The sequence below is a fragment of the Cytobacillus sp. NCCP-133 genome (assembly GCF_026011715.1).
Classification (GTDB): Bacteria; Bacillota; Bacilli; order Bacillales; family Cytobacillaceae; genus Cytobacillus.
In genome coordinates this window covers 26,958-41,038 of the sequence record NZ_BRVM01000020.1, presented here as the reverse complement: position 1 = coordinate 41,038, position 14,081 = coordinate 26,958, and the positions used below count along the sequence as shown (strand labels likewise).

Sequence of the window (14,081 nt, the reverse complement as noted above, 5' to 3'; positions counted from 1 at the left end):
CAAAAGATTTGCTGACGAAACCTTCCTTGTCCTGCGGGCCTCAGGCATAAGACAAGCCGTGTAAGAAGGCGTATTTCCTTCTGAAAGGGATCGGCTTATGACCCCGAGTCCCTAGGAGCCGCAGCTAGCCAAGCTTGTGACCTCGAGGGGGTAGGCTGCTTGCGCTAGACATGGAAAAGGGTGCCCCTTTAGCGGGGCACCCTTTTGTTATTCGAGAATAGGCTTGTCTGAATATCCTTTATCATGCCTGTCAAAATCCCCTCTTGATAGCCGACTTTCTTATTTTTCCTTATGATCATAGCCAGGTCTTCAAGAATGGTGCCATGTAAGGCAGACAGTTTTCCTTCGCGGTCGCCTAAATCAGCAATTGGAGAAGATGCCGCGTAATCTTCTGCAGTCATCCGCCAAAGCTGCCCCCTCTCCCCGTAGCGGACTTTAAAGCGCAATGCCATGGCCAATCCCTCCGGGTCAAAGTCACCGCTATAGTAGAGGGTGTGCCCTGAATTGACAAGAAAATCCATGAGCCTTAGCCCTGCAAGCTTAAATTGCCCGTGTGTGCATATTAGAGGAACAGAAGGCACTTCATCGATAATAGCCGAAAATACACCGGAATTCTCAACTACAAATACAGCTTTGGCGGGATCAGCAGTCTTCACTGTTTCTAGTTTGAGCAGTTCACGCAAAGGGATATTTAAGACAGACTGCGATGCCAGCGCGCACTCCCACACTGGGTGAGGACCTTCCGAAGCATAGCCAATCAAATTGGCAGCAGTCACGAAATTGCTGATATCATCCCTTAATAGGTTAAAAGAGAGCAAAAGCTCGTTAATGGCTTCTGTCTGTCCTGGCAATTTCCCCTCTCCGCCAGACATGATATGCAATAGGTGGATCCATACCTTGCCTGTTTGGGATGATAAATCAAAGGCATGCGGATTGCCGCTAACCCTTTGGCTAAAGAACGGATAGCGTTCCAGCTTGTCTGGGAGAGAGGAAAAACCCTTTGCCAAAAGCTTCACGTCTTCCTCAAAAGCCTCTTCAAGAAGCAGCCGCCTGATCCAATTGGCCTCTGCTGTTTTTTTCTCCAAGTGCTCAAACCAACCCTTAATGGCCGGGTATTTATTTTTCCAGGCACGCAGCTTTTCTTCCTGCGCGGCTGCATGCTCTAACTTTCGGGCTTTTTTTGATTGAATGGACTTTCCGAAATAAGCTTCAAGCAATTCATGAAGAGTGAGCCCTGAGAATTTCGTTTTTTCAAGCTGCTTTTCAAAATCCTTCAATGATAACGTTTCTTTCCGGGAAAGGTGGTGCGGACTCATTCCCATAAACAGGGCAAGCTCCTCCATTTCTTCCTTCGAAAAACCGGACAATTCAGCTGTTCCGCCTATTCTTCCAATTGATTCATATTTTTTGCGGAAAAGAAGGAAAAGGGCCTTAAAGCCCTTTTTTCCTTGAAAATATTGCACCGCTTCCGTCAGCTGTTTGCTCATAAGACGCCTGCCTCCTTCGCCAGCGCGAGATTCATCGAATGGCCATCCCAAAGGTAGCGGATGACCGTCACATAATTTGCATTCTTCGGACGAACCAGTTCACACACAGACAGAGATTTTACTGTTTCATAGTCACCCCATAAAACCTGGGAATTCATTATATAATTGAAGCCCAGCTGTTCGACAATCTCGAACATTTCTTTAATATTATTCTCATCGACACCGGCAAAGGCTTCATCCAATGAGACGACAAACGGCGCATGAGGGGCTGCCTCCTGATATCTGGAGTAGCAGGCTGTAAACAATGGAATGTACATGGCCATAGCCTTTTCGCCTCCGCTGAATTTAAAGAAGTTGTGGTTGGTTAGCTCCCGCCTTGGTTCATTCGGACGCTCAAAATAAAGCACAAACGAAAACCATTTTCGGTAATCCAGCACCATTTTTAACACCTGAAGAAGTGTCTGGCCTTCGCCTTTTTCTTCGAGCCATGTTTTCGCAGCCTGGATTTTGGAGCGAAAATGATTTGTAATTTTTTCCAAATCATCATCATTTAATAGCTTGGCATCCTGCTTTAAGAGCCGCACTAATTCAGTGGTATCCAATTCCTGCTCAGCATCAGCAGTCCGGGGCCGCCATTTAATCGAAAACTTCAGACCTGATGAGGTATCACGGCTTTCCATCAAGCCCCTCATTTTTTCTGTCCATTTTTCCGCCCGGCGAATCCGGCCTCTTAGCTTATGGCCCACAGAATTTAATAAAATTTCCTCATATAGCTTTTTGTCCATTTCGTCGAGGCGGTTTTCCTGAATCGACCATTCCCGCGAGATGCTTTCATGGAGATCATCTGGAGAAATCTTCACTCCTCGCTGGTCAAATTCAATCATATTGCGCGTATTTTTCGCTATCCACTGCTCAACAACCGGCTTCCATTCCTCCTGGGACACTTCTTTCGTCCAATCGGGAACATCGGGTGCAGATGTGTACAATCTCATCTTATGTTCAATCAGGTCAGGCTGCAGCGAGTGATAAAGCGCCGTTAAATTCCCTTCAAGCTGGACTCTTTCCTTCAGCGTTTTTTCTTTAGACATTTCTTTTGCATATTCCTTCAGCTTTCGGGGGCCAAATGGCTCTTTTCTGTCTGGGAATAGGCCGCGGCTCCAATCCAGCTGGAGCGAATGTTCCCAGGAGGCCTCTAGCTGATTCCAAAATTTAAGCGATTCTGTTCGTTCGCTAAGCCGGTCCTTTATATTGTTTTGTTTTTCCTTATTCTGCGGAAGCCTTTCATTGATGGCTGATAGCTCTGACTTTACATGTAAAAGAGCATCTCCTGTTTCTCTAATTTCCTTTCGGATCTCCTCTGCACCAGCGAGCAGAAGCTGCTTTTGAATGTTGGAAATGCCTAGCTCCGTTTTTTCAAGGCTCTCTGCCTTAAGTGCTAATTCTCCCCGGTACTTATCCAGGTCCTCCTGCACTTCCTGGAGGTTCTCCTTTTCCCTAGCAATATCTTGTATGATACGAATTAGCGCTTCATGCTCTCTATGAATGCTGTCTAATGCCTTTTCGTACTGGCGGCTATTTGATAGCGCAGTTTGATAGGACTCAGCAGAAAGCGGCAGGGTGATTCCTTCTGTCAGATGAAACAGCTCTGTTTTAATCCGCTGCAGCTCCCCATCCAATTCGGATACATGGGCGGTGATGCGGCTGATTTCCCCAAGCCAAAGCGCGACTCGATCCTGCGCCTTTGTCATTTCGTTGTAGCTTGTCTTCACTTCAGCGCTTGCTGGAAATTGATTCCAGGCCCTCCTGGATTCCCTAAGTTTTTCTTCAAGACAGCTGTGCTTATCACGAAGTTCGTCTAGTTTAGTGCGCAGATGATTCATTTGCTTCTCAAGGTCTGCAATCAGTTCTTCGCGGTAGCGTTTCCTTGCTTCCCTGCCGATAAAACGGACTTCCTGAAGAGGCAGTGCATGGCCCTTGAGGCTTGCAAACTGATACGTGCCATCTTCGCCAAAATTCACTGGCGCTTCTCCGTCCATTTCAATGCTTTGTAAAATTTCCTGCACATACGCTGACGGGATTTTTGTCTGCTGTTCATCCGGCTGAAGATAATCGGCCAGTGTATGGGATAACAGCTTTGGTTCGGCTTTTAAAATGCGGTCATGCTTTAATGGGAATGTGTCTGCCGTCAACAGCGCATCCAAAAGACCTGTTTCAGTAAGGGCACTTTCCAGGCGTTTCTGCACTTCCTCCGATACATGCGGCTGAAATTCCACAAGCTCGTATAATGGAGCAAAAACAACCGATTGATCGAAAAGCTGGTTCCTTGCTTTTATCGTTGCTTCATCACGATGCGGCTCGGGATCCTTCTGTGCTTTTCTGAATTCCCATTTCAGCTGCAGCTCGGTGAGTTCTTCCTGAGCTTCCTCCTGAGAAAATTTTACATTTGATTGCTCATTTCTTAGAAAATCTTCATATTGATAGAGTGATGGCAGAAACTTTTCTTTTACATCTTCGTATTCTATATGCGTGTATAAGTCATCGATCAATCTTGCCATCTCCTGAAGGGTGGAAGATTCAATCTGATAATGGGGGTGGATTTCTGCCCATTCATGAATCGAATGAATCAATTTCTGTTTTTCTTCTGACAGGGTATCGTGCCATTTTCGCTCCTCATCCTGTGCAAGATCCCGCTTCTTTTGAGCCTCGCCAAGCTCTCTGTTTTTCTCTTCCATTTTTTTCTTAGTTAACTCCTGCTTATCCAGCTCTTTTAAGGCTTTTTCAAGAAGGGACGTATGCTTCCCGATTTCCCTTTTCCAAAGGTCAAAGCTGAAAGTCTCTTGCTTTTTGCGCATATAATCTTCTACATTTTGATGATGCCCTGAAAAGGCACTTTTCTCTGCTTCGCAGGAAAGATCGTCCACCGCTTCCTGAAGCTGATTTTCCTTTTCAGCCAGGCTGAATAGGTAATCATCAAGTCTTTTCCTTGTATTCCGCTCTTTTCTGGCCATATCTGTGATGCGGTTCTCGCGGAATTTGATTTCCTCCTGAAGCTCCCGGAAAGCATCCTGCTTTCTTCTCAGCTCTTCTTCGAGCCTGAACACTTCGTGAGTGGCGAGCTGCTTCTGTTTATCCTCAAGTGATTCCAGCTGAATCATCAAGCTTTGACGCTGTGCGGATAATTCGCTGATTTCAATCTCCAGCTGCTGTAATGACTCTTCAAGGCATGAAACCTCATCTTGTTCCTTTTGCCTCCGGTTATGGGATTGTGCCCAATCACTCAGTTTATCCACAAGAATACGCTGATTGTATTGCCCATAAGAATCCTTTAATTTGGCCAGCGCCTTGACCTCCCGTTCCAGCTGCTCCATTTGCTGCTTCGTTGAATCCATCTGCTCAATTGAATCAGACAAATAGCGGAGATCCTCATCTGTAAGCGGAGGAAGGGCTTCTTCTAAAATCTCGTAAATAACGGTTGGCTTAAATTCTTTGGATAGCTTCGGGCTGCGGAGCTGAATGAGCAGCTTGATTAAGTCGTCATAGGCCTCGAGCGTTTCAAACCCGAATATATATTTATTCACAAGCGCCATATATTCCTTATTGGAACTGACCACTTCACCGCCTGCGCCAATCACCGTCTCGAGTTCTGTTTGCGAGCGGGGGAATTTCACTTTTTCGCCGTCCTGGCTGGCCCATTTAAATAATTCCAGATCCATGCCGATTCTTCGGTTATCCGTAATCGCAAATCCCCATGATTTTAAGGTCTGATTCCGTTTGGCCTGCATGCCTATTCCGGTCGTCAAATATTGGTCTGTATGTTCTTTCTTGTATTCAAGGTATAGATAGCCTGTCCGCTCATCACGATTGGCTATTTCTTTTTCACCCAATAAATAATCGGCCATTCTTCTTGATCTTGACCCAAATGGATCTAAGCGATCCGGCGATTTTTTTCCGTCAAGCAGAACCGGCAGAAAGCTTTGCATGGTCACGGATTTGCCAGAGCCATTGGATCCTCGCAGCAAAAGCTTTCCGTCTTCAAAATCAAAAACCTCATCATCGTAATACCAGAAATTAAATAAGCCTGCGCGATTCATCTTCCATTTATCTGCCATTCCCGGTTCCCTCCTTTTTTCTTATATAATCTGCCGGGTAAAATCCGATCAAACGTGCCGCTCCCGGGAAAATCGTCAGCATTTGGCTTTCTTCATCCCATTCTGCCATATTCCAATCGAGCCAAAGCTTGATGATCTCCCGAGCCGCCTCTTCAGGCGTTTCATCGCGGTGTTTTTTTCCCCAGCCATGCCCGTAGTGCTCCTTCGTGCTCCGTACATACGCTTCAAAAGCCGCGGCCGGCATGCGGACTCTGCCCGTTTCAGAGATATTCAGCTCCTGTTGATGGTCTCTGAGCACGGCCATCGTATGAAGGGCTGCATCTGTAATTCCTTTTGTATCAGGAAAGAGCGTATACTTCTTTTTCATATCGGGGATTGTCAGCATCGCTGCATTCTTGAATACTTCAAGCCGGAACGGGGTGTGCTGCTCGAAATCATCTCTTAAGCGGTTACGGAAATTTCGAATATAAGCAAAGTCCGGGTCATCTTCCCCCTTTCGATGGACGATCGGCATCATCATCAGCTTGCGGTACACACGTTTTCTCCGCTGGTCATCCGGCTGCCGCTTCCATTCCTGCTCCAAGAGGTCCTCCATGCTGCTGAATTGAACCAAATCATCAGGATATGACCGCATAAAATAGCGGGAGTGCACAGATACCTCATAAAGCACTTCTTCGTCTTCACTCATTTGGAAGGCATCGAGATTGCCATCAATCGTTTTAATCAGCTTGAAAGACAGGACTTCCTTTAAAGCTCTCACAAGCGAACGGCGGTGCTGGTAATGGGTCCAGTCAAGCGGAAATTCGCCTGGATACAGCTCCTGAATGCGCTCAGCAAGATCGGACAGCAAAAATTGTTCATCTATCGCTTTTTGCTCGGTATATGCGAGCGCACAGCAGAAAATTGCATAGTCCATCTGCTCCTGGAAAGATTGAATGCCCATCCAGTTCTCAGGCTTCACTGGTATTTTCTCGAGCTTAATAAAATGCTGATGGACGGTAAGCTCCAAGCCGAATTTCTCTTGTATATATCTTTTCAACTTCTGTTCACGGTCGCGAATCTTCCGGTATGTTTCCGGCTCCTCCTCCCGCAATATCCAAAATTGTTCGAATAATGTTCCAAGCGCATCGACAGCAGCCTCGTCAAAGACTTCTTCCCGTTCGCTCATTTCGCATTCTCCTTCTCCAGATAATAAAAGGTCACTGCAGGCATTTGCAAATGGCCATCTTTTGATCTTAATGTTATCGTTCTTGCCGGATCCAGTTCAACCTTTATCCGGTCTCCATGTTCCGTTTTGATGATATGGTCCGCTCTTGCCATTGCCTTTCCGATCCAGGATAGGAATAATTTCCTTACAAATGGCTCGACAATGGGCAGGTCCTCTAATTTAATTTCTTTTCCTGCCCGATAGCTCTTTATAACCGCTTGTTCTAACATGCGTTTTTCCAGATGTTCCTTCATGGTTTTTTCTCTTTGCTCCTGATGATCCTCCATGGCGGAGGCTTTCGTTTTTTCACGATATTCACGGATTTTAGGCATCCGTTCATGGGCCATTGGCACTTCTCCCCATACATCCAGATAAATATCGTCTGTTGGAATATGATCAGAGTATAAATGCTTGGTATGTGACGTGCCAAACGCCACAGCTGACAGATTGTGAGCCTCGCCGACAGACGGCAGCGTCAGAAACCAGCGTGCAAGGTGCAGATAATCTTCTTTACGGCTCCTCTGCTGCTGGCTTCGTTCACCAAGCCTTTGCACAATCCGGGTTAAGCGGCGGATCGCTTCGTTTGTCTGATGAAGGACATTCTCATATTGGTTTTCTCCTGTTTCGTCCCCAAGAAACCAGCCTTTTACATTCCGCCAGGTTTCCTCCAGCTCTGTGAGATAGCCCGATTCCGATTGTTTTTTTTCAAAACGGAACACCTTTTCTTCCTGCTCGGCCACCTTTTTAAAGAACGCCTGCATCTGTGTGCGTGAAAGAGCGATCATGACATCCTGAATGGCAGACGCAGTCCGCTGCAGCGCGATAATAAAATCCCTGAGATACAATGTGAATTGGTCTTTATATAGCAGGAAGGCATCTGTTTTCATATGCTCGGATGCATCTTCACTGCGGAGATACGCGAAATAATCGGACGTATTTTGCGTAATTTTTTTAAAATAGGTTAGCAAGTCATCCCAGTGCTGTGCACATAATTCAGGCGTTTCGGCTGACGAATCCTGTATATTCTTAAGTGTTTGATAAAAACGTTCAAATTGCGTTTTCTCAAGCGATCCGCCGAATGTTTCGCTATCCTGTTCAAAGCGGATGAGCATTCGTTCAAATTCTACGGTATAGGGCGTAATCTGATAACGGTATCTTTTTTTCTTAAATTCTTCAACCGTCTTCACTTTCCCGCTTTCCTGCTGGGCGGTCAGGTTACCCCACTTCACAAGGGAAAACAGATCATTGTGAAGCTCTTCTATTTCATATTCTGAAAAATAGGGCGAAGCTTTTAAGTGAGATACGATTTCTTCCGGGGATAAAAATTCTTTTAGCCTTTCATGCTGAATATAAAAAAAACGAAGAATAGCGCGGTATTTATCACTTTTCTCCGTCGATAAATAGGCCGCTTCACTCACTCGTTTAAAGGGGAACTCCATTCTTATCCGCACTCCTCTCAAGGACTCTTCTAGGTTCCATTTTATCGGATTGGTCTAGGATAGGCTAGTGAATGATTGGTGGGAAATTAAAAGCCGCAACTAGAAAAGCTTGTGACCTTGAGGGGAGGGTGCGGTGCTTGCTGTAAACAGTTATCGACGTTCCAAATTTTTAGGCTTTCTTATTTTTTAAAAAAATGCCTGGCACCGCCCCCCAGTAAAAATTAAAGCGGCCGTGCCAGGCACCATTATATGTAATATGTTATGTGATTACTTTGAATCCAGCTCCAAATATTCATGTAAGGTCTGCTGCAGCGTTCCCTTTGTTTCCGCCTGGTTCTCGAACGTTACGCCAGCGTGAATCATTTTGCGGACAAGCTCTGCACGCAAACCGGTCAGAACCGCATCGCAGCCCATCATTTTAATGCCGCTCAGAATCTTTTTAAAGTGGACAATCACGTCAATTTCCATATCGGCAATACCGGAAAGATCCATAATCAAGGTCTGAATCTTCACAGCTGCAATATCCAGCAGGACTTTCTCTTCAATCGTCTGGATCCTGTAGGAATCAATCATGCCAATTAGCGGCAGTACCGCTACAGCAGTGCTGATCGGAATAATGGGCACAGATAAATGCTCAACTAATTTCCGCTGGGATTTAAGCATTTCATCTTTATAATCAGAATAGCTGATGAAAAAGTTATTTAAAAACTGGTCAACATGATCATTGACTTCTCTTTCCTTATTATAGAAGTCTTCACGGGAAGTGTTTGCTTCTTTTATTTTGTCAAATTGATAGAGGAAATGCCATAGCGTACGCCTGATTGCCTGAACCCATTCAAGCTTGAAAGAAAGAGTCAGTGAATGCTCGGCCCAAGCCACACCTTCCTGTTTTGCAAAAGCAATCAGTTCTTCTTCTTGATTTTCCAGTACATAAAGAGCGAGTCTTTCTGCATTTTTCAAAAGGTCAATATTGCCCCTTTGCAGAATTTCATTAATTTTAGAGGCGACATTGACCGCCTCTGACAATAATTTCCGCTGAAAATTCTCGCGATTCATCAAGATAAATTCGGCAATATCGTTGCTATCTCTATAGGTTGCCTCCATTTTAAACATACACCCCTTTTTATTTATGAATCGTATACACTTCGTTTTAATGGTGGATAATCCTTCCCAATACTTAAATAATGGAAGATGTTTTTATTTTTTATCAAATCCTATTCTTAATACCCTCATTATGTGCCGGTTAAACCTTTAAATTCATAAAAATGGGGAAATTTTATCTTTTTTATAAAAGATCGAAAAAGTTCCTCTTAAACGCAAAAAGCGCCGGAAAACGGCGCTTCTTTTTTAAATAATGCCAAGAGATCTTAGGAATACAACGATGATCGTAATCGGGACAACCCATTTCATTAGGAATCTCCAAGTTGTGTAAAATACAGGCGATAATGTATTGCTGAGTGTAAATTCGTTGTTCACAAGCTGCTTATTCATTTTATAAGAAATAAACAGCGCAATCAGCAGGCTGCCAAGCGGAAGCAGGATGTTGCTGACAAGGAAATCCGTGGCATCAAAGATATTTTTCCCGAAGATTGTGAAATCTCCGAGCAAACTGAATGACAAGGCTGCTGGAATTCCAGCCGCGAAAACAACCAGGCCGGAGATCCAGGATACCTTTTTGCGTGAACGTTTTCCGTTTTCAATAAAAGCAGAAACGATGATTTCCAGCATGCTAAAGGATGAGGTTAATGTGGCAAATAGGAATAGCAGCAGGAAGATCGCCAGGAAGAATTCACCCATCGGAATTTGTGAAAACACGGCCGGAAGCACCATGAACAGCAATCCAGGTCCTTCAGCTGGCTCAAAGCCAAATGCAAAAACAACCGGGAAAATCGCCAATCCAGCAAGAATGGAAATAAAGATATTCATGATCACAACAGATCCTGCCGAGTTAGGGATGCTCACCTTTTTATCCAGGTAGGAGCTGTATGTAACCATGCAGGAAAAGCCGACTGCGAGTGCAAAGAATGATTGCCCCAGCGCATAAAGGGCGGATTCCCCGGTAATTTTGCTGAAATCAGGATACAGGAAGAATTTAATTCCTTCCATTGCACCTTCCAAGGTAAGTGCACGGACAACAAGCACAATAAAAAAGACGAATAATAGCGGCATCATATATTTGCTTGCTTTTTCAATTCCATTTTGAATACCGAATGTTATCACCACAATGTTAATAAGCAAAAAGGCTGCCAATCCAAGAAGGGTCAAGCCAGTTGTTGAGGTCACGTTGCCAAATAGTTCAGGATAAGCGGCATCTGGCGTAATGATTTGTCCGCCGATTGCCATCACACTGTAAATCAGGACCCATCCCCCTACCACTGCATAGAAGGAAAGCAGCAGGAAGCAGCCGATCACGCCCAGCTTACCGGTAATCGTCCACCAGCTATTAGGCGCCAGTTTATAATAAGCGGAAACCGCCTCTTTCTGGGCGCCCCGCCCGATAATAAATTCCGAAATAAGCATAGGAAGCCCGATTAGAATTGTAAACACGATAAACATAAGCAAAAAGGCGCCGCCGCCGCTTGTACCCGTCACATACGGAAACTTCCAGATGGCCCCGAGGCCAATAGCGGCACCGGCCGAACTCATGATAAAACCAAATTTAGAAGACCATTGCTCTCGATTTGTACTCATAGTACCCCCCATAACCCCTCTAGTTTTGGCAGTTATCCCCACTTTCTTAGGTTGGTGGGGATAACTGCTGTTAAAGAATGAACCAAGGAACGCAGCCTCAACCGCCTTGTTCGTGGTTTTTTAGATCCCTATCACTTAGGATCAATCAGAAATTCCACTTATAGCTCAGTGCGGATATCCCAAAGTTCTGGGAAGAAGCGCTGATCCAGCACTTTTTTCAAATAACCGACACCTGAAGATCCGCCTGTGCCCATTTTAAAGCCAATGATTCTTTCCACCGTTTTCATATGACGGAAGCGCCATTGCTGAAGCCAGTCTTCAATATCCACAAGTTTTTCCGCAAGCTCGTATAACTCCCAATATTTGTCCGGATTTTTGTACACACTCATCCAGGCATCGCGGACAGAATCATTTTCTTTATACGTTCTGGTTACATCTCTGTTTAGAATTTCTTCGTCAATGTGCAGTCCTGCTTTGCTCAGCGCGCGGATGGCCACATCATATAGGCCAGGCTTTTCGAATGCTTCAGTTAATTTCGCGTGAAGCTCCGGATCTTTTTGATAGATTTTCAGAACATGCTCCGTTTTGTAGCCTAACGCAAATTCTACCATACGGTACTGGTAGGATTGAAAGCCGGATGCTTGGCCGAGTGAATCGCGGAACTCCATATATTCAGAAGGCGTCATTGTGGACAGCACATCCCAAGCCTGAATAATCTGCGATTGCGTCTTGGAAACACGCGCCAATCTTTTCTGCGCTGTGGATAAGTCACCGTTTTCAATCGATTCGATTGCTGCACCCATTTCATGAAGAATCAGCTTCATCCACAGCTCGCTCACCTGGTGGATCACGATGAACAGCATCTCATCATGATGGCCTGACAGCCTGTTTTGTGCTGTTAGGATTTTATCGAGCTGAAGATATTCGCCGTATGTCATGTTGTTGGTAAAGTCTGTATGGATGTTCTTTTCAGAGGTTGTGGCGTTTACATCCTGGTGGTTTTCGTTGATCATATGGGTTCCTCCTTTTATGTTCTGACCGAATTCGTTCGGGTCTGACGCTGGTTCTGATGCTGATTCTGTTGTTTTCGGTTCGGGCCTGATCCTGGTTCGGATTCGGGCTTTTGCCGTTTTCGGTTCGGGCCTGATCCTGGTTTGGATTCGGGCTTTTGCCGTTCTCGGTTCGGGCCTGATCCTGGTTCGGATTCGGGCTTTTGCCGTTCTCGAATTGGCCACGTTCAGGCCCGGTATATCAGCAACTGACCGATATATTGGAAAAGTGACCGATATATTGAAGATCTGACCGATAAATTAGAAATCTGACCGATATATCGAAAAAGTGACCGATATATTGAAGATCTGACCGATAAATTAGAAATCTGACCGATATATCGAAAAAGTGACCGATATATTGAAGATCTGACCGATAAAAGCTGATCTGCTGATGCTGCTCTGGAGCTGCAGGCAGCTAAACGATGATTGGGCCGGTAAATCCCGTTGTTTGGCCGGTATTTTATGAGTATTGGCCGGTATTTTGCAGATTTTGGCCGGTAAATTCCAATAATCGGCCGGTAAAATGCCATTTCGCTGTTTAGAAGAACTAGGTTTATCGCCAAAATCGGCATTTGGCCGATACACCTGGCCGTTTGGCCGATAACCTGGCCGTTTGGCCGTTAAATCCTCCGCTGATTGGGCCGATAAATGTCCGATTTTGGCCGATAAAATTTTCAAATGGGCCGTTAAACGATTCATGTTCGTACTTTTAAAGCAAGACACCTACTAGTTGGCTCAATGTTTTGCAGGTTCAGCCTGTAATTTTTTATAAATTTATCGGCTTGCTGATCCAAAGCATTTTTTTCAAATTCATAAATTGTTTTTTTTCGATAAACGGCCCATCCCGCCAACCAAAGTACTCATTCCTAAATCGGCCGAATAACCGCCCGCACCGGACTGCCATCCGCCTCTTTAATCGGCAGCGGCAAGGCGATCAGCTCATAATGGCCTTCTTTTACATTATCAAGCATGATGTTTTCTAAAATGTGGATGCCATTCCGATATAAAGCGTGATGCGTTTCCATATCTTTGCTGTCGAGCGGGTCGACGGATGGAACGTCCACTCCCAGAAGCCGGACTCCTTTACTGCCCAGGTAGTCTGCCATATCCGGATCCAGTTCAGGAATGCGCTTCGGAAACACCTCCGGATTGTTCGGAACCGCTGTCCTAAACAGCACACGTTCAGCGCCTTCCAAGTCAAACTTGCGCAAAACTTCAGCATCGACGACTTCATAAGCAGACACATCAATCACGCGCGCTGGACCAATATAAAGCTCAATAGCCAGATCAATGATTTTCTCGCCTTCCTCATTAAAATGGAACGGTGCATCAACATGGGTGCCGGTATGGAGGCTGGTTGTGATCCGGCCGATATGGACAGAGCCGGTTTGCTCTTTTGTAAAAGCCGTTTCATAGCTGAATGGCGTATCGCCGGGCCAATGGGCAATCTCTGAGCTCAGCGGCTGTGAAATATCAATCCATCCTTTTTTCGTCATGCTACGACTCCCCGTTTGTTTTCAAATTGCTTGTATTTTTCTTCTTCCATGATGCCTTTTAGAATTTGAACCGTTTTCCAGACCTCTTCAAACGTATTGTAGAGTGCAACCGGCGCCAGGCGAATGCCATTTGGTGCGCGGAAATCCGGAATAACTCCCTCTGCTTTCAGCGCTTTGCAGATTCGGGCTGCTTCCGGATGCTCCAGATAAATATGGCCGCCGCGCTTCGTTTCATCGAGCGGGTTCCGCAGTACCAATCCGTGTCCGTCCAGCTCATGCTTGATCAGGTCAATCATATAGCCTGTCAGTTTAAGAGATTTTTCACGGATCTTCTCCATTCCAATTTCATTAAACATGCTAAGCGACCCGATGATCGGTGCCATGCTGAAAATATTTGGTGTGCCAATTTGATAAGCGCCCGCATCCTCGGCAGCAGTCAGTACATGCTCCAAATCAAACTGCTTATCCTTGCGTGAACTGAACCAGCCCGCAAGACCTGGGACTTTGCCAAAATGACGCTTGTTTACAAAAAGTCCGGCAGTGGAACCTGGTCCGCCATTCAGATGCTTGTAATTGCACCAGAATGCAAAATCAGCATCC

General features: G+C 45.4%; 10 protein-coding genes. All 10 read right to left on the bottom strand.

Annotated features, from left to right (window positions below; genetic code table 11):
• Positions 1-188: 188 nt before the first annotated feature.
• Positions 189-1,487, bottom strand: a complete 1,299-nt coding sequence (locus tag NCCP133_RS18220) for a TIGR02679 family protein (RefSeq protein ID WP_264806682.1) — start codon at positions 1,485-1,487, stop codon at positions 189-191.
• Complete coding sequence (locus NCCP133_RS18215) at positions 1,484-5,596, bottom strand: TIGR02680 family protein (RefSeq protein ID WP_264806681.1); 4,113 nt, start codon at positions 5,594-5,596, stop codon at positions 1,484-1,486. Before NCCP133_RS18215 ends, NCCP133_RS18220 begins: the two co-directional genes overlap by 4 nt.
• On the bottom strand, positions 5,586-6,764 hold the full coding sequence (locus tag NCCP133_RS18210) for a TIGR02678 family protein (RefSeq protein WP_264806680.1): 1,179 nt from the start codon (positions 6,762-6,764) through the stop codon (positions 5,586-5,588). Before NCCP133_RS18210 ends, NCCP133_RS18215 begins: the two co-directional genes overlap by 11 nt.
• Positions 6,761-8,242 (bottom strand): TIGR02677 family protein, encoded by a 1,482-nt coding sequence (locus tag NCCP133_RS18205; RefSeq protein WP_264806679.1) that lies wholly within the window; start codon positions 8,240-8,242, stop codon positions 6,761-6,763. Before NCCP133_RS18205 ends, NCCP133_RS18210 begins: the two co-directional genes overlap by 4 nt.
• Before the next feature lie 267 nt (positions 8,243-8,509).
• The gene (locus tag NCCP133_RS18200) at positions 8,510-9,346 is read right to left on the bottom strand and encodes an STAS domain-containing protein (protein ID WP_264806678.1); all 837 of its coding nucleotides are present in this window, start codon (positions 9,344-9,346) and stop codon (positions 8,510-8,512) included.
• Between the two features lie 243 nt (positions 9,347-9,589).
• Positions 9,590-10,933 carry a sodium-dependent transporter gene (locus tag NCCP133_RS18195; RefSeq protein ID WP_264806676.1) on the bottom strand — a complete coding sequence of 448 codons (1,344 nt, stop codon included), beginning with the start codon at positions 10,931-10,933 and terminating at the stop codon, positions 9,590-9,592.
• A 158-nt stretch (positions 10,934-11,091) separates the two neighbouring features.
• Positions 11,092-11,946 (bottom strand): tryptophan 2,3-dioxygenase, encoded by an 855-nt coding sequence (gene kynA, locus NCCP133_RS18190; protein ID WP_264806675.1) that lies wholly within the window; start codon positions 11,944-11,946, stop codon positions 11,092-11,094.
• 357 nt (positions 11,947-12,303) lie between these two features.
• On the bottom strand, positions 12,304-12,684 hold the full coding sequence (locus NCCP133_RS18185) for a hypothetical protein (protein ID WP_264806674.1): 381 nt from the start codon (positions 12,682-12,684) through the stop codon (positions 12,304-12,306).
• Between the two features lie 167 nt (positions 12,685-12,851).
• On the bottom strand, positions 12,852-13,481 hold the full coding sequence (kynB, locus tag NCCP133_RS18180; protein ID WP_264806672.1) for an arylformamidase: 630 nt from the start codon (positions 13,479-13,481) through the stop codon (positions 12,852-12,854).
• Positions 13,478-14,081 (bottom strand): kynureninase/PvdN C-terminal domain-containing protein (locus tag NCCP133_RS18175; protein ID WP_442874289.1); only part of this gene is annotated, 604 nt, incomplete at its 5' end. The genes kynB and NCCP133_RS18175, both read right to left, overlap by 4 nt.